This is a genomic window from Teredinibacter purpureus (genome assembly GCF_014217335.1).
GTDB lineage: Bacteria > Pseudomonadota > Gammaproteobacteria > Pseudomonadales > Cellvibrionaceae > Teredinibacter > Teredinibacter purpureus.
On the sequence record NZ_CP060092.1, the window covers coordinates 1,278,149 to 1,302,791 of the forward strand.

Sequence of the window (24,643 nt, forward strand, 5' to 3'; positions counted from 1 at the left end):
AGGTGGGGGAGACTAGAGTCCCGCTGGGAGCGGCCCTTGGCGAGGGGCACAACGGTAATGGTCTCTCGCCAAGGTGGGTATATGGTGTTCTTCGTTATAGTGCGCGCGCCATTTTAGCCTTACGTATCAACTGAATATATTCCGTACGGTAGCCATATTCGTCGTCTCCTTTGTTGGCTTGAGCTAATACAATGGCATCGTCGAAACCCCACTCGCCCGTGTATTGGCCGTTTTTTAGCAATTGCGCAAAACCGGCAACGGCGGTGGCGAAGCGGGCTTCGCGTAGCATAAGAGCTGAAGGTTGGCGGGCTTCCATGTTAATCGTGGTGGTGAGCAGTTGCGAGTTATCGGCATCCGGCTGCTTGTAGCGAATTTTCACAAAACCGTATTCGTTAGCATGGCCGGCGGCGATGGGTGTTTCGCTATAACGTGAAGTATCAATAAGTTCTGCACCGGAATTAACGGGCGTAATCTCATACAGTGCGGTCACCGTATGGCCGGCACCAATTTCACCGGCATCAACCGCATCATTATTAAAATCTTCTCGCTTGAGTGCTCGGGTTTCGTAGCCGAGCAAACGGTATTCTGCGACGGTAGCGGGGTTGAACTCTACCTGTATTTTTACATCTTTGGCGATAGGAAAGAGGTTGGCAGTGGCTTCGGTGACGAGTACTTTCTGGGCCTCGCTTAGCGTATCGATATAGGCTGCGACACCATTGCCGTTTTGAGCCAGCTGCTGCATTAAGGCATCGTTATAGTTGCCGCCACCAAAACCTAGCACTGACAGATAAATACCCTTCTCACGTTTGCGTTCTACAAACCCCTTTAATTCTTCGTTGCTTTGAATACCTACATTAAAGTCACCATCGGTGGCGAGAAATATGCGATTAACCGCATCCTCGCGGAACGAGGATTCTGCCAATTGATAGGCCAATTTAATACCTTCTGCACCCGCCGTAGAACCTCCTGCTTGCAAGGTGTTAATCGCCTCTAGAATCGTCTGCTTTTCGGCGACTTTAGTGGGGGCCAATACTGTACCGGCGGCGCCGGCGTACACGGCAATTGCCACGGTGTCGTCGGGGCGTAATTTGCTGAGCAACAAATTCATCGACTGTTTAACCAGAGGCAGCTTGTCGGGTGCATTCATGGAACCACTAACATCGAGCAAGAAAACCACATTAGATTTTGGCTGTTCTGCGCTAAGTTCGTAACCTTTTATACCAATATGTACCAGTTTATTCTTGATGTTCCACGGTGAGGTTATCACCGTAATATTGCGGCTAAAAGGTTCTGCAGTGCTGGTGGGCTGAGGGTATTGGTAGTCGAAATAGTTGACCATTTCTTCTAAGCGCACGGCATCTTTTTGTGGCAGTACGCCTCGGTTGAGTTGGCGACGCACGAAGCTATAGGATGCTGTGTCGACGTCAATCGAAAACGTGGAGACCGGTTCTTCACGGGTGAGCTTAATCGCGTTGGTTTCCACGTGTTCGAAACGGTCGCGGCCTTCGCTTGGAATCTGTTGAACTGCAATGTCGCGGCCGGGAGGCGACATCATTGTGCGGGGTTTTGCTGGTGCGGGGCTGGCGAGTTGTTGACGCTTTTCACGTTCGACGATAGCGATACCTGCTACACGCTGTAAGGATTCGGCCGCAGCTGCGTCACTCTCGTGGAGAAGAGCAATATCTTCGGCGGAGATTGCCTCCACAACGGCTGATGATTCGCGGCGAATATCAGCGGCCGTTTCCAGTGAAGTGCGCATACCCGTTACGATAACGTCTTCCTGTGCTTGTGCAGGAGGGGGCGGCATTTGCCCGGTGTCGTTTAGCGGGTGGAGCGGCATAAAAGGGGTTTGTTCGGTGCCAATCATTATGCCAAATACCGCCATACAAGCGGTGGCAATACCGCCAAGTAGCCATTTTTTTTGTGCGAAATTAGGCGTATTCATAGGGTCTCTCCGATTCGTTTTGTTGGAACTAATAGTGAGACGGAGCCAACGCCAAAATCCTTGGGGGATGTACGAGTTTTTTTCGGGTGTACGGTGTTCTTGTGCTGCAGAGTGCGCCTGTTGGGATTTAAATTCACTGACGGCCATAGCGATGGCACGTTGCTTTGCTTCTGCGTCGGGCGCGTGATCGGCACTTCTATCGAGTTGTTTTTTTAGATCGTATTCATTCATGTGTGCCCCCTTCTGTTGGTGAAAGAAGGTTGAGTTTTTTACGTATTTGATGAAGCCGCCACGAGATGGTGCTTTCTTTTACCGCCAGAACGTTGGCGGCTTCGGCATGTGTTAAGCCTTCAGCTAACACGAGAAGAAGCGTTGCTTTAAAACCTTCTCCCCAACTTTCGAGACGGCTTAAAATTTGTTGAAGGTAAATGCCGGAATCGTGCTGGGCTTCCACGCTTGGCTCTCGAGTAGTTTCGGTGACGTGCCGGCGCCCGTCGCCACCAGGTTCGGTATGCTTGGTTTCACTGCGGTGCCAGTCAATTGCGCAAGTAACCACGAGCCGGTACAACCACGTGGTAAAGCTGGCATCGAACCGAAATTGCCCTAGTGAGCGCGCGAGTTTAAGGCAAGCTTGCTGGGTTATGTCTTGCGCGTCTGTGGGGTTGCCGCACCACTTACAGGCAAAGCGATACATCCTGTCGTAATGCAGTTGCAACAGGGATTCAAAAGCGGCGCTATCACCGCTTTGGGCCGCTTTAATGAGCGTGTCGGGTGTGTCGGATTTTCGAGTCATTATGGATTAGACGGCCATTTAGGCGAAATCCTTGGTTTTATTTTAGCGAATATGACGCACCGGTATTTGGTCGGCGAGTAAGGGTTGGTATTGCAATTTACGTATGGTTTCGCTCACCTGCGCGACGCTACGTTGGTCGTTGGTATCGAACTGCTCTAGTGCGCTGGGGGTGCTGTCACTATAGCCGCCGGGTTGCGTGCTAGATTCTGCGCTTAGGTGGGTAATGCCCAAGGGCAATAATGCATCGCGTAGCGGTTCCGATTCCCGTGTTGAGAGTACCAGTTCAACATCGGGAAAGCATAGCCTTAGGGCCATTATCAGTTGAATAAAGTCCTTATCGTTTACGGGGTGGGCAATGTTGTAGTCGGTACCGCAGGGGCGTAATCGTGGCAGACCAATACTGTAGCGTTGTCGCCAGTGCGTACGCTGTAGATAGTGTAGATGATGCGCGAGGGCGATAGCGTCGGTGCGCCAATCGGCAAGCCCTAATAAAATACCCACGCCAATTTTTTCGATACCGGCAGCGGCAGCTCTGTCAGGTGTGTCGAGCCGCCAATCGAAATCCATTTTTTGTCCGCTTAGGTGTACGTCGGCGTAGCGTTTTCGGTTATAGGTTTCTTGGTATACCACTACACCGTCGAGGCCGGCGTTTGCGAGTGTCCGGTAGGCGTCTTCGCTAAAAGGCTGTGCTTCCAATTGTAGCTGTGCAAGATGTGGCCGAAGCGTGGTTAACGATTCACAAAAATAATCTAAACCAATTTTGTGTTCTGCTTCGCCACTCACGAGCAGCACATGGCCAATATTTTTGGCTTGAATACTGCTAATTTCGTTTTTTAATTGGGCGGGGCGTAACCATGTACGCTTAAGTTTAGCGTCTGCGGTAAACCCACAGTAAGTGCAAATATTTGTGCATAAATTACTGAGATAAAGCGGTAGGAATAGCTGTAAGTTTGCACCAAAACGTTGTCGGGTTAAGTCGTGGCTATGGGCCGCCATTTCGGTTAAATACGGCGTAGCGGCGTCGGAAATAAGCACGGCCAAATCCGTTAGGGATCGGTTGGGTTGCGCCAAGGTTCTCTCTACATCCGCGCGGGTGAATGTTTCCCACGAAAAAGAGGGCGTGATGTTAGTGGATAAATACTGGCGGTAACTCATGTAAGCGACTCCAAAAAAGTCGTTAATGGGCTGGTGGCATTAGCGCGTTCGCTGCTGCTGGCTAGGCCACTGGTATAGGCGTAGCGTCCAGCGGTAACGGCCAATTTAAACGCTTCTGCCATTGTTGCAGGGTTATGTGCGGTGGCGATGGCGGTGTTTACCATAACGGCTGTGGCTCCCATTTCCATTACTTTAGCGGCATGGGAAGGCGCTCCTAAGCCGGCATCGATAATGACGGGAAGGGTACTTTGCTCAATAATGATGCGTAAAAATACTTCGGTGGCTACGCCTTGATTGCTACCAATGGGCGCCGCCAATGGCATAACGGCCGCACAACCCAGTGCTTCGAGGCGTTTACACAGTACTGGGTCGGCATGTATATACGGCAACACATGAAAACCTTCTTCAACGAGAATGGCCGCCGCTTTATACGTTTCCAGCGGGTCGGGCATTAAATATTGTTGGTCGGGATGTATTTCGAGTTTTATGAAAGGTGTGTCGAACAGTTCTCGGCCGAGACGTGCAAGATAAACGGCTTCGTCGGCATTACGTGCGCCGCTGGTGTTCGGTAAAAAGCGTAAGCCCAGTTGCTGTAAGGGCTGCACAATATCGGTTTCACCTTGTTGCCAATTGACACGTTTTAATGCAACGGTAACGCACTCGGTACCGCTGCACTGCAATGCATCCCGCATGAGGCTTACAGAGCCAAATTTTCCACTGCCCATGATGATGCGGGAATTAAACGTGGTACCTGCGAGTGTCCATTCCATGATTATCCTCCTACCACGGCAAAAAAGGCGTCGACATTATCGAGTTCGTTGAGTGTATGGCTGGGCCATTGTGTTTTTGGCACCACAGTGCCGTTTACCGCTATAGCGATGCGAGACGGTAGAGCGCTTTGCAAATGCGCAGTCACAAAATGTTCCAGAGTTGTAGAGGGGGTGTCGAGTGGTTCGCTATTAAGATACAGCTGCATGTAATCTCTCCCTGTCGATATTGGCGTCCACATTCATACGGTCAAAAATGGACAAAAATTGTTGTACGGTGAACGCTAGGTTTTGGCTTTGGGTAACGGCACGCACCACCGCAACACTGTTGACGCCACACGCGAGCACTTTTGCTGCATTACTAAGGTCAATCCCTCCGATAGCAACGGTTGGGGTATGGGCGGTTAACTGCGCTGTTTGCGCCAATCGTTTTAGCCCTTGTGGCTGGCTTGGCATTTTTTTAGTCGTAGTAGGGAAAACATGCCCCAACGCGACATAACTCGGGCGATAACCACGGGCGATACTCAGCTCAAAAAAACCGTGGGTACTAATACCTAATCGGAGGTTGGCGCGGGCGATTTCGGGCAAGGCGGCAGTGCAGATATCGCCTTGCCCGAGATGCACGCCATAGGCGCCTAGTTCGCACGCAATTTGCCAGTGATCATTAATAAAAAGTTGTGCGTTGTAATGCTTTGCGAGCTGAATAGCGAAGTGAATTTCGGTACGCAATTGTTGCAGGTTAGCGATATCTTTTAGACGCAGCTGCAAGGTGCGCACACCGAGCCGCATTAATTGTTCGAGCAGCGTCACTGAATCGACAACGGGGTAAAAACCGAGGCTATTGGTCATAGGTAAAAAATCGATGGGTGATGCCTGTTCTATGGTTGAACGCGACTGTGCGCCTACAATTTTTCCGGTCGGCCAATCGTCGCCATCATGTGGCCAACCGTGATGGGCAACGGCACCGTTTTGATGGGCGATGGCCGTGGGGCGAAGCCCAGAGCGCACGTAGGCAATGGCTTGTGTAATGGCATCCTCTAATGGAAAGTTCAGTGCGAGCCCTGCGGCAATGGCTGCAGCCAAGGTGCAGCCTGTTCCATGTGTATTGAGGCTACTAATTTTCGGGTGATGCCAGATTAAATTGCGGTCGTTTTTAACATCATAAAATTGATCCAGTAGATGAGTGCCATTATGTTCTTCGCCGGTGAGTAGAATCGCGTTGACGGCATGTTGTGCGAGAGCCGCTAACCCACCGAGCGACTCAAGTTCGCCCGAGTTCGGCGTGATGAGTGTGCATAAAGGCAATAGCGGTGATAAATCGACGGGATCGCACGTTAAGGAATCGTGGTTTGAGGCGATTTGTACGGGATCAATAATGAGTGGCAGTGAATATTGTGGTAACCGATGTTGTCTTAACCGATGTTGTATTAACCATTGAGCGAGAGCCTGCACTTGCGCTTGGGTTGCGATTAAGCCAATTTTGATACAGCAGGGCAAAGAGTCTTCGGCCAGAGTATCGAGTTGCGCAATTAATTCATTCGCTGACACGGCATAAACACCACTTACGCGTTTTGTGTTTTGGGCCGTGACGGCTGTAATAATCGTGCAACAGGCTACACCTAAATCGTTCGCTGTTAACAGGTCGGCTTGCACCCCTGCACCTGCGCGCGAATCACTGCCGCCAATGGCCCAAATGACGGGCGCTTTAGCTGTGCTTGATAACGTTTTACTCATTACTTGCGAGCTCTGTATAAAGGTGAGAACCCGATTCACGAAACTCTTCAGCTTTTTTGTTCATGGCTTCGTCATGCAGAACTTTTTCACGGATGTCTTGCGAAATTTTCATGGAGCAAAATTTGGGGCCGCACATTGAACAAAAATGGGCTTTTTTTGCCTGTGGTTGTGGCAAGGTGGCGTCGTGAAAGGCGCGCGCGGTGTCGGGGTCAATGGCCAAATTAAACTGATCGTCCCAACGAAACTCGAATCGAGCTGCACTTAACGCGTTATCGCGTAAGTGCGCGCTCTGCAAACCTTTGGCTAAATCGGCCGCATGTGCCGCAATACGGTATGCAATTAAACCTTGCTTAACATCTTCTTTTTCGGGAAGCCCTAAATGCTCTTTGGGCGTGACATAGCAGAGCATTGCGCAACCGAGCGAGGCAATAATGGCCGCGCCTATGCCTGAAGAATAATGGTCGTAACCAGGAGAAATATCGGTTACCAAGGGGCCTAGCGTATAGAAGGGCGCGCCGTGACAATGGGCAAGTTGTTCATCCATGTTTTCTTGAATTTTGTCTAGCGGTACATGGCCGGGGCCTTCAATCATAACTTGTACATCGTATTCCCAGGCAATCTTCGTAAGCGCGCCTAAGGTGCGAAGCTCTGCAAACTGCGCTTCGTCGTTAGCATCTGCAATACAACCTGGGCGCAGCCCATCGCCGAGTGAAAGGGCTACATCGTAGTCCGCACAAATTTCGCAAATGTCTCTAAAGTGTGTGTAAAGGAAATTTTGTTGATGGTATGTCATGCACCAGCTTGCCATTAGCGAGCCACCACGAGAGACAATACCGGTAATACGTTGAGCCGTTAACGGTACGTGTTCAAGCAACAGTCCCGCATGAATTGTAAAATAATCAACGCCCTGTTCCGCTTGCGCAATTAAAGTCTCGCGAAACACATTCCAATTTAAGGCTTCTACTTTACCGTCGACCTTTTCGAGTGCTTCGTATAGGGGCACGGTGCCAATAGGTACGGGAGAGTTCCGTAAAATTGTTTCGCGGGTAAGATAAATATCCTTACCAGTGGATAAATCCATGACGGTATCAGCGCCCCATTTTAATGACCACACGAGCTTTTCGAGTTCATCTTTAATGTCTGATTTAATGGCCGAGTTGCCAATGTTTGAATTTATTTTTACGCGAAAATGACGGCCAATAATCATTGGCTCCGTCTCGGGGTGGTTAATATTACAGGGGATAATCGCGCGGCCCTCGGCGACTTCTTGCCGGACAAATTCGGGGGTGATGCTATCGCCTTTCAGGCCCAGATTTTCGCGACAAGCGATGTATTCCATTTCGGGTGTAACAATACCCGCACGTGCATAGTGCAATTGGGTTAGCTGTTTGTCGGGTTTTTTTATACGTGATTTTCGCGAAAAACCGTGCGGCATAATGGGCAGGTTTCTATCTGAAGTAATAGTGTTGTCATCTGCAGCAGGAGTGGTTTGACAATGTTCTCTCGCCACAATCCAATCGGTTCTCCGGCGATCAATGCCAGCCTCAGGATCAATTTCGTGACGTAAAAATGGCCCAGAAGTATCATACAGAGGCACCTCTCCTTGCTCTGTTACGACACAGCGTTGTGCTACGGAAAAATTATGGGGATGACTGTTAACATCCATAGGTATAGAGCCGGTAAAGGCAATTTTTTCTAAGCGAGACATAAGCGGTCCATCATCAAGAGTGATAATTAACCGAAGTGATAAAGGTGAGTACGAACAAGAAAAGAAATAGCTGGTGAGAGAACAAAAAAGTATTGGTTTAAAACCAATGACAACGGTCGTAACGGGTTAACAATAACCATTAGCGGGGTAGCGGTATCAACCTTTTTTTGGCTGAGTAAGCGTGAACTCGCGGGTCGTTATTGTAAGCCTACTTAGGCGTGTTAGACGAAACAGTTGCGGTATTCTTGTTCCCTTCGCAGGCATTATCCTGATCAGGTAGTACGGATCTCGTTAGTAACGATCTCAGCCTTACGGCACTCCGACAAGTCAATTTGCAGCGGAGTATACGGCAGAGAATTTTTAAGAGCAATTCATCCAGCGCCAAAATACGACTGAGAGCGTCCTTAACTTGGACGGCTATTGTGCTGAAACGCAATACGAGCAGGAGAGCAGAGTCGAGATGGAAGGGTGAAATAGAAAGGGCGCTAGCCGTGGCACTTTTTCATTTTCTTGGCACTGCCACACCAGCAAGGGTCATTTCGCCCAAGTTTGATCGGTTCTAGAATATCGCCGGAAAAATACCACCAACGATTCTGATCAAAGCAAAATTGTGACTTTTCGTGCAACTGATGGGGTACCGCAAGCGTCGGTTTTTCATCGCCTCTTGGATGGAAAAAAGCGACGAATTCAACGCTGCCGTTGGTCGCCTGTGGCGTGGGGGAGTTGATGATTTTCAAGCTGAGCCATTGCGTACTAGCGGCGGTGCTTGCCAAGGTCTTGCTATCGTCGGGTGAGCGCTGGCTTGGGTGCAGCGTGGCGACTAGATAAGGAAAGTTGCCTAAATAGAAGGCGCAGTAACGCGAGCGCATTAATGTGACGGGCGTGCACTGGCTTGGCTGGTTCTCCGCTGTGTGCAGGCGTGCGCAGCACTCTGAGTAAGGGCTGCCAGAGCAGCAGGGGCAAGGGTCATGTTTATTCATAGTCCGCATTCTAACGGATTCAGCCTAATCGGGGGTTTTTCTGTTAAAAGTGGTGCTAAAATCACCTTTCACTTCACAACGCCAACTGATGTTCCCTATGTTTGCTCACGACCTTGAAAAAGAAAAAGCTTATCAAATCTCGCGCTTCGACCGAGATCACTTACTCGGCAACGCTTCACCTCACCCCATAGAGCTCGATGGCGAAACATGGGCAACGGTAGAACACTACTTTCAAGCGCAAATGGTAGCCAATGAAACTGTTATGGCGAAAATAAAACAGGCCCCTAGCGCTGAAGAGGCCTATAAAATAGGCACCTCGTGGTTCCGGCGAAAACGTAAGGATTGGAAACAAATACGCCGCGTGATGATGACGCGGGCTTTGTATACCAAAGCACAAATGTACCCAGATGTTAAAGCAGCGCTCTTAAAAACTGGTGATGAATTAATTATAGAAACGTCTGCTTATGATCATTACTGGGGTATTGGTCGTGATCAGCGCGGTGATAATATGCTGGGCAAAACATGGATGGATGTACGACGAAAATTGCTCGAAAACATAACCGTTAACGCGTCCTAAATAGACCGTTGTTGAGCGCTACTGTACACAGAATTAAACCTGTACAGAACTCGTTTTTTTAACAACAATCCAGAAAAAGCGAATAATACACGATACGAGGAAGACCCTTGGCGAAAAGTAAAACGGCCTTTGTTTGCGATGATTGCGGCGCAGACTTCAGTAAGTGGCAAGGACAATGCACTGAGTGCGGAGCATGGAATAGCCTAAAAGAAGTGCGCTTAAGTAGCAGCACAAAAACAGCGAGTGCTGGTAACGGGCGTTCCGGGTTTGCGGGTGAACTACAATCAAAAGTGACGGCGTTGTCCGATATCGATTTAGCGGAGTTGCCCCGTTTTACATCCGGCATGGGCGAATTTGATCGTGTACTCGGCGGCGGTTTTATACCCGGCTCTGTAGTGTTGATAGGGGGGCACCCAGGTGCCGGTAAATCGACTGTTCTATTGCAAACGCTTTGTGGCTTGGCACAAACTCACGAAGCGCTCTATGTAACGGGCGAAGAGTCTTTGCAGCAGGTTGCGATGCGCGCAAAACGTTTGGAATTGCCCACGGATAAATTAAAAATGTTATCGGCAACGGATGTTGACGTTATTGTTCATGCGGCGGGTGTTGTGCAGCCAAAGATAATGGTGGTTGATTCCATTCAAGTGATGCACCAAGTGGAAATTTCTTCTGCACCTGGAGGTGTTTCTCAGGTGCGTGAATGTGCCGCACAATTAACGCGGTTTGCAAAACAAAGCGGTACCGTTTTGATTTTAGTAGGACACGTTACAAAGGATGGCTCATTGGCGGGGCCTAAAGTATTGGAGCACATTATTGATTGTTCCATTATGCTCGAAGGCTCTCACGATTCTCGTTATCGTACCTTACGTGGAACTAAAAACCGTTTTGGTGCAGTAAATGAGTTGGGCGTATTTGCCATGACGGAGCAAGGCCTGAAGGAAGTGACAAACCCCTCGGCAATATTTCTACAGCGTGCAGATGAAATTGCCTCAGGTTCGCTCGTAATGGTGGTGTGGGAAGGTACGCGCCCACTACTCGTAGAAATTCAAGCGTTGGTCGACGACTCTAGTTTGGGTAACCCTCGGCGCGTTGCCGTAGGCCTCGATCAAAATCGTTTAGCGATGTTGCTGGCGGTTATGCATCGCCATGGTGGCGTTATGGTTGGCGATCAAGATGTCTTTGTGAATGTGGTCGGTGGGGTAAAGATTGTCGAAACAAGTGCAGATCTAGCACTGCTATTAGCGTTGGTATCAAGTTTTCGTGACCGGCCTCTCTCGCGTGAACTTGTTGTATTTGGCGAAGTCGGTTTGTCTGGCGAGATTAGACCGGTACCCAGCGGCCAAGAGCGCATTCGTGAAGCGGCAAAGCACGGGTTTAAAAAAGCGATTGTGCCCTACGGTAATCTACCGCGAGAACCCGTAAAAGGCATGGAAGTTATTGCTGTTAAAAAGTTAAGTGAAGCGTTAGAGGCGATTTAAGTTGCGCCATCGTTGGCATGTCTATTGGCTTTTCGTGTGACAAATATCATATTAATGTTCGTCGCCACTCTAATGTTTCCAATTGAACGTTTCCAGTTGAATAAAGGCCGGCTAATTAATGTGTTAAATAGCGTGTAGTTAAAAGTGATATTAGACGTGAGAATAGCATTATAGAATGCCACGATAAATTATTAACGTGTGCGCCATTTACGGACGTAAACGGCAAGGGTTTGTCGCGCTACAGGCTGGAATAGTAGGATAAAACGGTGCTATGGTTGCGTGCACACGAAACCAGTGGGTTTCGTTATAAATCCAATTATAATAATTAGCCTTGGTACTCTTATGAAAACATTAAGATCCGCCGTATTGTCGGCGCGCATGGGATGTGTTGTTGCCTGTTTAAGTTTAATCACCGCGTGTGGGGGCGGTGGTAGTGATGACAACGACATGAGCAGCTCATCCTCTAGCTCCTCCTCTTCCAGTTCCTCTTCCGTGAGCAGCTCATCCTCTAGTTCGGAAAGCTCCTCAAGCTCCTCTAGTGCCGCGAATAGCTTTACCTTTGGCGCCGATGTTGTGGCCGGCAAGGCAACCTTTGAAGCAGAATGTTCCGCTTGTCATGGTATGGCCGGAGAAGGTGGCTCTGGGCCCGCGTACAACTTTAGCGATGGTCTAGGTGAAACCAATGATACCGACATTACGTTGTCAGATTTTATTGATGCGAATATGCCTAAAACAGACGCCTCTCTTTGCGTAGGCGATTGTGCTGTAAACGTTGCGGCCTATATTAATAGTTGGGACGCCGGCTTCGCCGTTGAAGGTTTAGATACTTGCGCGGCGGGTACCGAAAATAGCAGCACCTCAACGGTTTTATTTGAAGACCAAGGCGATAACACCGTTAACGCACTTAGTGGCTGGAGCCACATTGGGAATACCAGCGAATTCGATGGTCTTGCGATGGACCCAACGAATACGCTTTACAACTTTCCGGGTGTAACCGCAGCCGATGATAGCTGTGCCGGTGCCGATACGCACCGTACTATTCTCGTTAAGAAAATTGCCGATTGGGATAAACAGCACAGTAACGGAATCGAGCCGTCTTTAGCCAATAGTAATAAGGCCTTCTCAGATGTGGATAGCATAGTATTGGAGTTAAAGGTTAACAGTGAGTACACCGTTTTGCCGTCTCGAGCAGAGCTTGTGGAACTTTACGGCAGTATCTTAAGCAGTGAACAAATAGATCAACTTGATTCTATAAAGGCGGCATTTGCTGTATCTATTATAGGTAACCGTCCATCCGGCGGGGATGCAGATGCTCAAGCCGAGCGGTTTATTGAAATTGATCCTATTAATTTCGATACGTGGTTACGCGTGACTATTCCATTTGAAGAAATGAATTTTTTCACGCTATCTAGCTATTCCAAAAATGCTTCAGATTTGGCTACGCTAGCGAGTGAGTCTATTGAAGTATTACAAATTAATCCTGAAACATTGGGTAATCGTCGGTCTGCATCGGATCTAGGAACGTTTGGTGCCGTTGTCAGAAACTGGTCGAATACGCTTCCTGATGGAACGATTGAATCGTTCAAGGAAATGGATATTACCGTGAGAAAAATCGAGGTTGTTTGGAAATAATATTTTCAACGCAGCAACCTAAAAGAGGCTCCCATTGTGGAGCCTCTTTTTTTTGTACTGAGAATAGTGGGCTGTAGTATAAATATACCGTTCTGTTCGGGCTACGACTATTGCGCGTTTGGTTGTTTAAGGGCATACCAATCGATATGACGGGTGCTCACCATTAATACGGTTAACATTGAGAATAGCATAAGCGTACCCATGAGCAAGGCAAAATCTTCGAGCTGAATAATGACGAGCAAAACTGCGTACAAAACGCCAAGTGAAATAGAAAAACGAATACTTAAACGATAACTTTTCATTACCTTCGCGAGATAAACCATGAGTAACGTTAGGCAGCTAAAGCTTGATAGTAGGTAGGATATAAAAAAAGAAAGATGTTCTGATAGTGAAATAAGCAACAAATAAAAGATAGCCAACGAGAGCCCCATAAAAACATACTGAACGGGATGAATAGGTACGCGTTTAATAACTTCAAACATAAAGAGAGCGGTAAACGATACGGCAATAAATAAAATGCCATACTTAATGGCGCGGTCTGATTGTAAATAGATATCGACAGCTTGGTAAAAATTAGTACCAAAGGCGAGCGCGGTAAAGGCTTTACAGTGTCGAGAGGCACAGTGTTGCAAGGTTTGTTCGATGTTGCTGCTAAAGGTATTCACTCGCCATTCGGCGCTAAAGCCATCGGCCGAAACAGTATGGTCAACCGGCAAAAAAGCCCCTATAAACTCTGGGTGAGGCCAATTTGACTGCACCCTAATACGGGTATCCAAGCTAGCGGGAATCACTTGAAGAGATGACATGCCGCGTAATTCAAAGGCAATCGTAAGCGGTAAACGGTTGTTGCGGGCCACTGTTTCCAGCGAGGCGAGTGTTATCTCGGCAGAAAAACCAGACGATAAGGCCGGCAAGCCGGAACCGGGTGTTACCGGTATGTCTAGATCACGCCACTGCAGTGTTGGCGTATTACTAAAACCGCGGGCATCACTGGTATGTACGGCAATATAAGGTGTGGCATGGCGAATAAAACCATCTGTTTGGCCTAACGTATTCAGCTGTACAGCAATGTGTTCCTGTTCTATAAAACCTTTTATTGCGATATGGGTGTTATATACGGGCGCTGCATACACCCCTTTTGTTCGCATGGTAGTGAGTACTTCAGCGCGAACCTCCGCAAAATCAAGCGGGATAAAACGGTATTGCCGAACAGTCGTTGTAGTGTTTTTGTCGCCAGTTTTAACGTCGTACGGCATAACGAGAATAGGGGTCGATAGCTGCTGCGCGGCGGTCCAGCTTCTGGCGATGCTTTCTTCTGCTTGGCTTTGAAAGCTTTCTCTTTCGCTGATTTTTCCCGAAATCATAGAGAGGGGAATGAGTAAAAGAATCGCAATAAACAGAATAAGGCCTGCCTTAAAGGCCAGCCGACGTTGAAAGGAATTAGTTGATGGCACAGGGTGTCTCCTAAAGGGATTTTAACATCACTATAAGAGAGGATTAGGGCAGTGATAGGGCGCAAAAGTGTGCAATTGTGGTAATACCATAAGGCACAAGAAAGGCGTTTAATCGTGTAATGGTAGGTTAGCGCTTTCCAAAAATTGGTGTAGACGAACGTTGTCTTCATCGGTGCAAGGGTGGCATTCCAACCCAATGAAATGGGCTTTAATATGAGCAATACGCCCTTGTAAATTCGCCGAACTATTATTGGCAAGATCGATAGTTAGCGTAATATTGTCATCAATTGCAATCTCTTCTTCATCAAGTACTGCGATAAGGGCACCTGAGTCAGAGAGGTTAATAACATAGGCTTCACAGGAGATGTTTGAGGAAATCAATAAGCAATGGCCTCGGTACCTCACTCGCTCATGTGTGCGACGTTCAAATTCTTCTTTGCTGTGGTGCATAAAAGTGTCTGTCGTATCGAATGTTAAGATTCTGCCAGTAATTCCGTTAGTACCCGCCCTGCGGCATTGCCGTCCTCCAAATTTAATTCAATGAGACGGCGTAAATGGGCGATGCTGTCAATATCGATGCTTTCGCAGCGAAATCCGAGCACCTCGCTACTACTATGCGCCAAGGTCACACGCATCTCAATGCATGCGTCATCGGCGAGCGCAATGGTGGCGGTAATCGGTAGGGCAACGTCAATTTCGTAATGCTCTGGCGTATTCACCAGCAAACCATTTAGCGAAATATCGATGAGAGAGGCCGTGCAGGGCCGCTCAGCTTGATTCAAACGAACCTGCGTGTTGAAGTCGACCCGAGAATAGCGTCTTCGCTCGGCGGATTGAGGCATGAGTGGGCTCCAGAAAGGCGGGTTATTTCCTAATTGTAGACTTTGGATAGAAAGCTGCACAACAAGATGGCAAGCCCCTTCTGTGGCCAATAATAAAAAGTCAGGGCGTTAACCAATAGCGGGCTCAATAACGCAATGCAGGGGCCGGAAACCATGCAATATTGTGCCAATAGTGTTTTGAGTTACGTTCAATCAGTTTAGTGGTCGGTTTAAAGGGTTATAGGCACTTGCACGTTTGAAAATGTAACGGCTCACAGCGTGTAAACTAGGTTGTAACCATTGTTTTCGGCTAATGGCTATAGAGGACGAGCTGTCGCAAAAAACAACTCGTTTTTATCGCAATAATTAAACGCTCGTAAAATGGATTGTTCTATAAAATAGAGCGTTGTTGCCAATAGGTTAGAGTCAACAGTAAGGTATTAACATTAGGGAGAAATGATGGACGACAATATTTATCAATCACCAGAAAGTGAATTAATAGAAAATGAAGAGCACCATTTTGCGGGTTTTTGGATTCGGGTTGGCGCATCTATCATCGACTCTATTTTTATGATTCTAATAACGTTTCCTTTTCTTTCGTTAATCTATGGGGCAGATTACTGGATGTCTGAAATGTTCGTAATGGGAATATGGGATTTTTTAATATCGTATGTTTTTCCGATGATTGCTGTGATCTTATTTTGGCTTTATAAATCGGCAACTCCGGGGAAAATGATAGTGGGTATTGAAGTTATAAGCCTTGGGTACACGCGAAAACTATCAATAGGGCAGTCAGTGGGGCGTTATTTTGCCTATTTCCCCTCTATGATAGTGCTCTTTTTGGGGTTTATTTGGGTCGCCTTTGATAAGCGTAAGCAAGGCTGGCATGACAAACTGTCAAATACCGCGGTTGTTCGAAAGCGAGTATAAAACTAGCCTTACTAGATATAAGATGCTCGCTGGATAGAAATATCTGAATATTCAATAGCTGACGCGAATTTTATTTGATAAACCCTAGAGGGCGACTATTTATTGCCGAACAGTAGGCGCTAAATCAGCGTAATATAGCGGAGGGCTACTGTTGACGCCGATTTGGGATTAGCAAGCGCTTTATTTTAGGCAAGTAAAGTAATGCGCCGCTTATTGGCTTAAATCGAAATATATGCATTCGATGAGGCCTTAGATTAGTTTGTTCCAATAACAAAGTGGTTAATGTGCTATCTTGCAAAGCTTATCTTTTTTCACCTCCCACCCCGATAAGCAGACTTTCTTGTCTGTCGATTTTGTGATTTCAATTCTGTCTAATTGTACCTACGTCATGACACCGACTCTTGATCCAGCTTGGATCTAATCTATTGGAAATCAAAAATGAAAATCGAAATAATCACGTCTAAAAACGCCGAATTAAAAGAAACAGGATTTGGTTCAGTTCTTGCGTGTAATGATGTATTGGCTTCTGTAGAGCTTTTAGGGCATACGGTTCAGGTTACCGAATGTGGTTCTATGGAAGACTTGAGTAATGTTGTCCGACGAAACCCCGATATGGTTATTCTCGGGGCCAAGTATATGCCCGTAGCTGCGGGAGACGATGTATGGTTTTCTGAGTATTTTGAACAGAATCATATTATTTTCTCAGGCTCTACCCGTGAAACGTTAAAATATGACTCCGATAAAGTCTTGGCAAAAGTACACCTTGCGAGCCTTGGTGTAAAAACCGCCAAGTTTTTCACAGCAATACCGGGTGAATATAAAGTTGAGAAAGAGTTGCCGTTTCAATTCCCTTTATTCTTAAAGCCAACAGATGCCGCTAATGGTAACGGTATTGACGACCAATCTTTTGTTGAAAACTTTCAGGAATTCGAGGCCAAAGTTCTCTCGTTGTATACTCTTTACCAGCAGCCTATATTGGCAGAGGAATATTTGGGTGGCCGAGAGTTCACCGTTGCGGTGATTAAAGGCGATAACGACAAAATGAGTGTGTCGGCCATTGAGCTAATCCCGCCAGTCTCGTCAGGAACGTTGAGAATTTTGGGCGCAGCGGTGAAGCTGAACGATAGCGAAGAGCTAAAAGAAATCTTAGTTGCTGATATTGGTTCTGTTATGGATATTGCCGCCTTGTCGTTCAACGGTTTAGGCGCGCGAGGTTTTGCGCGAATAGATGTGAAGACGGACAATGAGGGCGTATGTTATTTTATGGAGGCGAACCTTGTTCCTGGAATGAACCGTGGTACGAGTTATTTTCCTCGAGCGTGCGGCATCGCGAATAAGATGCAGTACGACGACGTTATTGGGCTTATGCTTGACGAGTCGTTTGAGCGAGTTGTAGCCCGGCAGGCGAGTGTGTTGCCTGTACACATTACAGCCGGGTCGCCCGTTGGCGTGGCGACTTTCTAGCAATTCAATTCCGTTTGCCATTATGTTTAGGGTAATTTGCTAAACATAATGCGCTGTCAATACTTTCCCTGCGCGCAAAACAACAATACGATTCCATATTAGGTCTCTATTTGGCCAAACATGTTGCTGCGTGACAGAACGATTTTCCGCATCACCCGGATTTTTTAAGACCTTGCTGTTTTTGATAATGCTGTTGACGTTATCTATGCGTTGAGTAAACATTACGCTATATATTTTTCCAGTGCTGCAATGGAGTATCCATCATCGATGACAGTGTTCGGTACCTGGAGGGTTTCTCGGGGAGTGGCCTGCTATGCGACGCATTACATAATCAAAATGAAACGGGTTATAGACGTGTATGTAATTGGACGCAGGTAGCAGATAATTTCGATTGATACCTTCTCACATTTTCTTGACCACTGAATAACGCTTAGTTACCTACCTTGCTAGAGATGCTATGAAAAATTTATCTTATAAACCCTATTTAGCCCATACACGCTACATCGATAGTGAGCACCCTTCGATAAAGGCCCAAGCAACGTTTCTCGCGAATGGAGCGTCCAATCGAGAGGTTATCGCGCAGCGTTGTTTTGAGTTTGTTCGTGATCAAATTGAGCATAGTTTAGATTACAAACGTAACCCTGTTACGTGTATCGCATCTGACGTTCTAAAATACCGAACAGGCTACTGCTATGCAAAAAGCCATCTTTTGGCCGCGCTTTTGCGAGCCAATAATATTCCCGCGGGATTATGTTATCAGCGCCTAACGATAACCGATGTACCACCTTTTTGTCTTCACGGTTTAAACGCAGTCTATTTAGAGAATGTGGGTTGGTATCGCATCGACCCAAGGGGTAATAAAAAAGGGGTATCGGCTGCTTTCTGCCCGCCCAACGAAAAATTGGCTTTTCCGATAGTTACGGCGGGCGAGATGGATTTCGCTGGCATCCTGTGCGAGCCGTTACCTATAGTGATTGACGCGCTAAGCAGCTACGCGACCTATGACGATGTTCTGCAAAATCTTCCCGATATTGAGTTGGCTTATGCCAATGAATGGACTGTCTCGGCGCTGAATCATCGCCCATAAACTCAAGTAACACCATAGTGTTTCTTTGTTACTGTGAGTGAACCCGTACCGGTTAGTAAGCCTATTATCGACTAATAGCTTTTACGCTATACCTACCTCCAATGGTAATTGCCATTCGATAGTACAATACGTTTTCCGGAAAGTAAGGTAAGTTTTGTAGGTTAACGCAAACGTGCTTATTGACCGTAAAAATCAGTGGGCTAGCAAGGTTCTCCGTAAGGTAAGCTATTTTAAGTGTTTATTTATTAAGCATACCTTTTCCAGACCATTTCAGGCCGCCTAAGGCCTCCATTTCGCCTGACGTTATGACTCTTTTGAAATCGATTTTCTGGTGTATTGTTTCGAGGGTTGGCTTATACCAAGGGAAATATTTGTACATGTTTTTTGTTACTGTATTGCCATCAATAAAGTAGGATTTTAGAGCGGAATTTTCGCTAGAGCCTAAACGGTAATTTACCGTGTAATCGCCACTGGTAAAGCCTTTTACTTTGTTTGCGATTAACCATCGGCATAGGGCTTTGTCGGGATCACAGCTTTCAGTTGAATACCCTTTCCTATGCCAAATAGGTGCAGCTTCAACAGCCACTTCTCGGCGTAAAAAATAACAGTTAGTGTCGATCATGCTTTGACCATTGCACCATGCGCCCCAAAACCCCAGGCTTTCGCAATTATCTTCACATATTGGGGTGCCGTTCCAGTCAACAATTCGCCTGAGTGCGTAGGCCCAGTCGAGGTCATGTTGAAGGCAAAGCTTGACGAGCGTTTGAATGTGCGACGGGTCAAACCAATTGTCTTCGTCTAAGTAGGCAATGTAGTCGGTATTTACAAGGTAGGGTGTAGCGCCGTAGATTCGGTGGCCAAAGTACTGATGAGAACCGGTTGAGTGGGGTAACACGATAAAGTCTACGTGCGCTACCCATTCCTCTAAAGCGTTTTGCACAGACTTTAAATGATTGTTACCGTCAACAACAATTGTATGTCGTACATTGCCGTAGGTTTGTGCCGCTACGCTTTCAACGCACTTTCGCACGTGTTGATTGCCGATAGTAGGGGTGATAACCGTAACGGATGGGCCTATGGTGTTGTCTACATGTTTTTTCACTGCAGGCTAGCTCGTAATCAGTGTGGCTTGTGAAGAGGGGCAGTCCTGTTCCGAGGGAGCATTGTGTATATCTTTTTTAAAGCTTGATACATCAAGCTCTTTTACCGACTCCATGTATCGGAGTACTTGCTCATTGCTATAATTTAAATTATTGAAATGAAAATAGTGTAACTGACTTGTAAATTCCTTTGTATCGAGCAGTGCGGACGCTTCCTCATTGGTATACCGATAAGACATTATGTCGTTGACGATCTTTGATAAGGCGTCAGGCAGTGCTTGTGCTTGGGCATACATCATATGAAAGTGGCCGCTAAAAGTGCCCCATGTATTGTTTGCGTGTACACGATAAATATACAAATTGGGGCTTACTACGGGATAAATACCATGGGATTTTACGAGTTCGTTGAGGAAAAAGGTATCTTCACCCACACCGCACGAAGGATAGGAAAGCCCATCAGAGATAAGGTCGCGACGGCAAACAATAGAACCTTCCCATAGTCTAAACATCGAAAAATACGCTTTGGACGTGGCTTCGTCGAAGAGAATCCAGTTAGTCAGCGTGCAGGCTTTTTGGCCGGAGCTTACGATTGCATTCATTTGAATAGTGAGGCGATCGTTGTGATACCAGTCGTCGTCATCCCACTGACAAAAATATTCACCCGTCGACTGCTGTATAGCAATATTTCTAAGTTCGCCAAGGTTAAAGTTTTCGTGTTCAGCAATTTCAATTCCGCGTATCCCGTACTGATCTAGCACCGTTTTAGTGGCAATATCACTTTTTTCGTAAACGACAATAAGTTCTTTGTTTCTCCACGATTGAGATAAAAAACATTGTATTGCACCACTAAGAAAAGTAGGTCTATTTTTTGTAACACATAAGCACGATATTAGTGGTTGCATTGGGAGGCTCTTGTTGTAAATCGTTTCTGTCTCATTTCATAAAAGCTTTTAATTGTCACGCAATACAGCGACCATTATCCGTTTTGGTGAACGTGTTGAGTTATCTCGGACAGGCAAGATAGGTAACGATCAATTATGGGTTTCTTGAGTAGCGGCGATAACAGCGCGTCTTGCTGTATCGTTGCAAACGCATCAAGCGCAGTGCAAGCACGGTCGTTACAGTAGATATTAAAGTGAGAATCTAATCGAATAGTGTGGTCTTTAGTGTTGAAAACGCAGAAGGCTTCGAGGTCTTCTGAGCCTTTAAAGGCCCAACGAACAAAAGATTCCATCTCCTCGATAAGTGCGCCACCTTGTTCATGTTGGTTAGACCATACAATATCTTTTAACGTGGTAAGAATGCTGTCTCGATATAATACCGGCCATAAGAGCACCCTCCGCAGAACCGCTAGCTGCTGGAAGGCGATGTAAGAACGAGATTGGCCAAGGTTGCTTTGGTTGTAGCAGTCAAGTAGCGCCATAGCCAGCGGGGAATCGGTGACATCGCTATGTTGGCAGGGCATGATACCAAGTACTTGGCTAACCGACATAACAGCCGCTACGATTGGGTCATTTTCAATGAGTTCTGAAGGGCTCGCATGCAGGCGTTCCTTCGAAATTGACAGCAGTGTGAGTGTTTCATTAATAAGTGTGCAAGCGTACGGGGTGAACTGCTCGTCGGTGTAGAACGCCGCTGCGTCGAACCCCCAAAACTCCAAACAAAAATGACCGCGGGCTTCAATATAGTGCTTGTTGTAGATTGAGCTGAATATTGATGGGTCTACCATGCGTTGAATATGCTTCCCGAATTCCCAGCAAAAATTTTCACTAATATTGAGTACGAATTCCGCCTCGGTAGAAAAGGAGGGGATGACGTTATGGCCCCCGATGGCGTAGTTGTGGTAACCGCCTACCGTGGTAGCACAGGCGAGGTCTAGCCATCGCCCGTCCATTGAATAATTTGAGTACGAAAGAGAGCCGTGCATAAGACCGAATACACGCGCATAGGCGAATTGTCTTGCCGTTATTTTTAAAAATTCGGCAAATTTGAATAAAGCATTGTCGGGGCCGCCGGCATTCGCAATAAACTCTGCATGCACCCTAGCAATTTGGTCAGCTTGGTTAGCGTCAACAGAGTGTTCGCAAAGCGGCTCAAAAAAAGTAGCGTACATGAAATGAGCGGGGCGTAGCACAGCTTCACGAACTAGAATGCACCCTGTATCGAGCACGTCTTTCCCGTCAGTAAAATCCGAGAGATGTCCTGAATGCGCATCTTTTCTTCCCGTGCCGATTACCGCATGTATAGGGACTGCCCCGTGGGGTAATAGTTGATTAAGTGCGACTGAGAATAATGTCTCCAGCAAACCATCGATCAGGTTTAATGTACCCGTACTATGAGACAGCGATGCAGCCTTGCCTGCGACAGGGGTTAGGCCTAGGCCTTTTAGTTGTACGCCGTCATAGTTGGCGCTACGCGCACTACCGGCGTGTTTGGATCCCCCAAAACCACCATAACGCTCAGCATAGACCTCTAAAGAGGGTGAGCCCTTTTTTGTGTGAGTGGTATCGGTGTAAACGCTGAGCAGGTTATATTCGTCCGCAATACTCGTAACATCAGTGCGAAAGGCGTTGTTATTCGCCCAAATACCGTAGCCACTTTCTGAGCGTACTGCCTTGAAGGGCGCAAGAATGGAGGGGTAATGTTGAGGGTTATAAATCGTATCCATCTTTCCATCCTGGAAACCCCAAAATACTATCGGCGAGGTAGAGGTTTTCCTTCCTGTGCGCTACGGATATTATTTTGATGTTCTGTGATTTAATGTTGTTTAAAATTTGTTTTTCCAGCGTTGTACTGACTTGGTTAAGTGCCTCGTCGAGGAAAATTAATTTCGGTTTTTTGTAGAGTGCTCGTGCCAGCAATACTCGTTGGGCTTGTCCGCCACTAATGTTCGAGCCAGTGCCATATAGGGGCGTATGGTAGCCCATAGGCATGCTTTCTATGGCCTCATCTATACAGGCAATTTGCGCGCATTTTTTTACAAATTCCAAATCAAAATCAACATCAAAAAAAGTGATATTTTGGACAACTGTACCCGTAATAAGCGTGTCTTCTTGAAAAACTCCAGAGATAGAGTGTCTGTAGTCGGCGTCCTCTGCAATATTGTGCCCGTTGCAGTGAACCGTGCCGCTATCAGGTGGAGTAAGCCCCGCAATACAGTGTAGAAGTGTGGACTTGCCGCAACCGCTTGGGCCTGCTACTGCGATGATCGAAAAAGAATTAGAAGAAAACGATATTTGAGAAAAAACCGAGCTTGAATCTTCATAGGAGTAAGCGAGATCTTGTATGTCAATTGAAACTAGAGAGTCATATGCTGAACTGGTCGAATGTGTGCTGACTGAGCTAACATCTAGCTTCGCATTTTCCACAGCGGCAATGCGATCAAAATGAACACTGGCCGCTTTAATAGCGAAATAATTATCAATACTTGATGACAGCGATAAGCTAAATTTGGATAAGTACGCTAGATAAGCAAAAAGCATCCCAATGGTCATTTTATCGGTAATAACCATTGTGCCGGCCATATACAGCGTGGCGATTGCAACAGATGAGAGGTAAATTAATTGTATAGCGTTGAGCTTGATACCCAGCGTTGCGAGCCGGAACTCGTTATTAAGCGTGTCTACCATTCTATTCGTGATGCAGTTTGTGGCGCGCCCTTCGGCTGAAAGGGTTTTTAAGGCTTTGTGTGCACCCACAACCTCAATAAATTTTGTTTCAAAAGCGCCAATGGCTTGCATTAATCGATTGGTCTCAATTCGGATAATCGGTAAATAATAGGCGCGAAGAACAATATAAAGAGCGGACGCTCCAAGCGCGATAGAGCACAGTAGCGGGCTGTAAAAATACATTACAACCCCTGCAATGATCATTACGATGGCGTCAACAACGAGAGTCACGTATTCTTTAGTAATCAGTGAGCGAATAGCGGTAAGCGACTGATAACGGGTGAGAGTGTCGCCAATTTCTCGCGCAGAAAAATAACTGGAATCTAATCGAATAAGCCGACCAATAAACGTATCGCCTATCGATTTAGCAATTTTAATTGTCAAGTTTACGGAAAGTGACATTCGTATAAAACGTAATAAAAGCTCCGAAAGGGCAATTAAAACCATCCCTAGAATAAGGGCCTTTAACGCGCTGATATCGTCTTTCCCAATGGCGTTGTCAATAATAAATTGGGAATACAGTGGCATGCCGAGCGATGCCGCTTGGCTTAGCCCTGTTAATAAAAGAATCAACACGATACTAAATTTAAATTTGTTGAGTTGCAGCGGGAATTTCTTTCGCGTTGCAACTTTTGCGTCTACGGTGAATTCATCGTCTTTTGAGAATTCCATCGCGACACCCGTCATTGCATCGACAGCCTCTTTAATGGGCACCTCGACAATACCTACGCCTGGATCGTAGAGTTTTAAGGCGTTTGAACGACTTTTTAATAAAACCACATAGTGGTTCATATTCCAATGTAGTATGCAGGGAGTTGTTAATTGGTTGAGGTCTGAGGTGTCCGATACTCGAACAGCTCTATAACTTAGGCCGAATGCAGTGCCAAGCTCTGCAAGCCCCATTAGGCTGAGGCCACTGCCTACCTTAGCCACTTTCTCGTCGATAAATTCCTTGTCGACGAGCTTTCCAAAGCGTTCGAGCACCATTTTCATGCAGTAGATTCCGCACTCATTGGACGTAGCCTGCAGCTCCATAATAAAATCCGCTGAAAAATTACTGGTAGGTGAAATTAAGGCAATGTCATACAAAAAAAGGTGGCGGGGTTTTGGCCCCGCCACCTTTTAGTATGGTTTAAACGTCAACGCAGTACTCACCTAGGTCAACGGTGTTGCAGAATGTTTCATTAAAACACTGTGATCCAGTAGGGGTAGTGTAGCAATAGTTAACGGTGTAGCAGTAAGTATATGATCCTATGGGGAAACACTGCTGCCCACCGTGAATTGCTTGCATTTCAGTTTCTGATAATGTGTTTAAATTTGACATTTTTGGTCCTTAAATTATTAATTATA

The 24,643-nt window shown here is 46.7% G+C and carries 21 protein-coding genes and 1 riboswitch; of the genes, 6 read left to right on the forward strand and 15 right to left on the reverse strand.

Annotated features, from left to right (window positions below; all coding sequences use genetic code 11):
* Positions 1-94 precede the first annotated feature (94 nt).
* From H5647_RS05685 to H5647_RS05720, 8 genes are all read right to left on the reverse strand, one after another.
* Positions 95-2,176: a vWA domain-containing protein gene (locus H5647_RS05685; protein WP_045857002.1), complete on the reverse strand. Its 2,082-nt coding sequence runs from the start codon at positions 2,174-2,176 to the stop codon at positions 95-97.
* Positions 2,169-2,738, reverse strand: coding sequence for an RNA polymerase sigma factor (locus H5647_RS05690; protein WP_045857004.1), 570 nt, complete (start codon positions 2,736-2,738; stop codon positions 2,169-2,171). The genes H5647_RS05685 and H5647_RS05690 overlap by 8 nt, the downstream gene beginning before the upstream one ends.
* 42 nt (positions 2,739-2,780) lie before the next feature.
* The gene (thiH, locus tag H5647_RS05695) at positions 2,781-3,893 is read right to left on the reverse strand and encodes a 2-iminoacetate synthase ThiH (protein WP_045857006.1); all 1,113 of its coding nucleotides are present in this window, start codon (positions 3,891-3,893) and stop codon (positions 2,781-2,783) included.
* Complete coding sequence (locus H5647_RS05700) at positions 3,890-4,663, reverse strand: thiazole synthase (RefSeq protein WP_045857008.1); 774 nt, start codon at positions 4,661-4,663, stop codon at positions 3,890-3,892. Before H5647_RS05700 ends, thiH begins: the two co-directional genes overlap by 4 nt.
* A 2-nt stretch (positions 4,664-4,665) precedes the next feature.
* Entirely contained in the window at positions 4,666-4,869 is a 204-nt protein-coding gene (gene thiS / locus H5647_RS05705) for a sulfur carrier protein ThiS (RefSeq protein WP_045857010.1), read from the reverse strand.
* Positions 4,853-6,394: a thiamine phosphate synthase gene (thiE, locus tag H5647_RS05710; protein WP_045857012.1), complete on the reverse strand. Its 1,542-nt coding sequence runs from the start codon at positions 6,392-6,394 to the stop codon at positions 4,853-4,855. Before thiE ends, thiS begins: the two co-directional genes overlap by 17 nt.
* Positions 6,387-8,102: a phosphomethylpyrimidine synthase ThiC gene (thiC, locus tag H5647_RS05715; RefSeq protein ID WP_052691885.1), complete on the reverse strand. Its 1,716-nt coding sequence runs from the start codon at positions 8,100-8,102 to the stop codon at positions 6,387-6,389. The genes thiE and thiC overlap by 8 nt, the downstream gene beginning before the upstream one ends.
* A gap of 232 nt (positions 8,103-8,334) precedes the next feature.
* A riboswitch (TPP riboswitch) is annotated at positions 8,335-8,434 on the reverse strand.
* A gap of 153 nt (positions 8,435-8,587) precedes the next feature.
* A complete protein-coding gene (locus H5647_RS05720) occupies positions 8,588-9,082 on the reverse strand; it encodes a YchJ family protein (protein WP_045857014.1) in 495 nt (164 codons plus the stop codon).
* 97 nt (positions 9,083-9,179) lie between these two features.
* Between H5647_RS05720 and H5647_RS05725 the strand changes: the two genes are divergently transcribed.
* The 3 genes from H5647_RS05725 (at position 9,180) to H5647_RS05735 (ending at position 12,769) form a co-directional block, all read left to right on the forward strand.
* Positions 9,180-9,659 (forward strand): NADAR family protein, encoded by a 480-nt coding sequence (locus H5647_RS05725; protein ID WP_045861117.1) that lies wholly within the window; start codon positions 9,180-9,182, stop codon positions 9,657-9,659.
* Between the two features lie 107 nt (positions 9,660-9,766).
* Complete coding sequence (radA, locus tag H5647_RS05730) at positions 9,767-11,137, forward strand: DNA repair protein RadA (protein ID WP_045857016.1); 1,371 nt, start codon at positions 9,767-9,769, stop codon at positions 11,135-11,137.
* A 342-nt stretch (positions 11,138-11,479) separates the two neighbouring features.
* Positions 11,480-12,769 (forward strand): c-type cytochrome, encoded by a 1,290-nt coding sequence (locus H5647_RS05735; RefSeq protein WP_162926294.1) that lies wholly within the window; start codon positions 11,480-11,482, stop codon positions 12,767-12,769.
* 107 nt (positions 12,770-12,876) lie between these two features.
* Here H5647_RS05735 and creD read toward each other — a convergent pair whose 3' ends face one another.
* From creD to H5647_RS05750, 3 genes are all read right to left on the reverse strand, one after another.
* Positions 12,877-14,223, reverse strand: coding sequence for a cell envelope integrity protein CreD (gene creD, locus H5647_RS05740; protein ID WP_045857022.1), 1,347 nt, complete (start codon positions 14,221-14,223; stop codon positions 12,877-12,879).
* Between the two features lie 108 nt (positions 14,224-14,331).
* A complete protein-coding gene (locus H5647_RS05745; RefSeq protein ID WP_045857023.1) occupies positions 14,332-14,673 on the reverse strand; it encodes a PilZ domain-containing protein in 342 nt (113 codons plus the stop codon).
* Positions 14,674-14,696: 23 nt separating this feature from the next.
* On the reverse strand, positions 14,697-15,065 hold the full coding sequence (locus tag H5647_RS05750) for a PilZ domain-containing protein (protein WP_045857025.1): 369 nt from the start codon (positions 15,063-15,065) through the stop codon (positions 14,697-14,699).
* Between the two features lie 435 nt (positions 15,066-15,500).
* Between H5647_RS05750 and H5647_RS05755 the strand changes: the two genes are divergently transcribed.
* From H5647_RS05755 to H5647_RS05765, 3 genes are all read left to right on the forward strand, one after another.
* Complete coding sequence (locus H5647_RS05755; RefSeq protein WP_045857026.1) at positions 15,501-15,974, forward strand: RDD family protein; 474 nt, start codon at positions 15,501-15,503, stop codon at positions 15,972-15,974.
* Positions 15,975-16,412: 438 nt separating this feature from the next.
* Positions 16,413-17,438 carry a D-alanine--D-alanine ligase family protein gene (locus tag H5647_RS05760; RefSeq protein ID WP_045857027.1) on the forward strand — a complete coding sequence of 342 codons (1,026 nt, stop codon included), beginning with the start codon at positions 16,413-16,415 and terminating at the stop codon, positions 17,436-17,438.
* A 457-nt stretch (positions 17,439-17,895) separates the two neighbouring features.
* Positions 17,896-18,525: a transglutaminase-like domain-containing protein gene (locus tag H5647_RS05765; protein ID WP_045857030.1), complete on the forward strand. Its 630-nt coding sequence runs from the start codon at positions 17,896-17,898 to the stop codon at positions 18,523-18,525.
* A 238-nt stretch (positions 18,526-18,763) separates the two neighbouring features.
* Here H5647_RS05765 and H5647_RS05770 read toward each other — a convergent pair whose 3' ends face one another.
* The 4 genes from H5647_RS05770 to H5647_RS05785 form a co-directional block, all read right to left on the reverse strand.
* Positions 18,764-19,627: a glycosyltransferase family 2 protein gene (locus tag H5647_RS05770; RefSeq protein ID WP_052691887.1), complete on the reverse strand. Its 864-nt coding sequence runs from the start codon at positions 19,625-19,627 to the stop codon at positions 18,764-18,766.
* 6 nt (positions 19,628-19,633) lie between these two features.
* Complete coding sequence (locus tag H5647_RS05775; RefSeq protein WP_045857032.1) at positions 19,634-20,527, reverse strand: glycosyltransferase family 2 protein; 894 nt, start codon at positions 20,525-20,527, stop codon at positions 19,634-19,636.
* A gap of 74 nt (positions 20,528-20,601) precedes the next feature.
* Entirely contained in the window at positions 20,602-22,293 is a 1,692-nt protein-coding gene (locus tag H5647_RS05780; protein ID WP_045857035.1) for a hypothetical protein, read from the reverse strand.
* Entirely contained in the window at positions 22,277-24,328 is a 2,052-nt protein-coding gene (locus H5647_RS05785) for a peptidase domain-containing ABC transporter (RefSeq protein WP_162926295.1), read from the reverse strand. Before H5647_RS05785 ends, H5647_RS05780 begins: the two co-directional genes overlap by 17 nt.
* Positions 24,329-24,643: the final 315 nt, after the last annotated feature.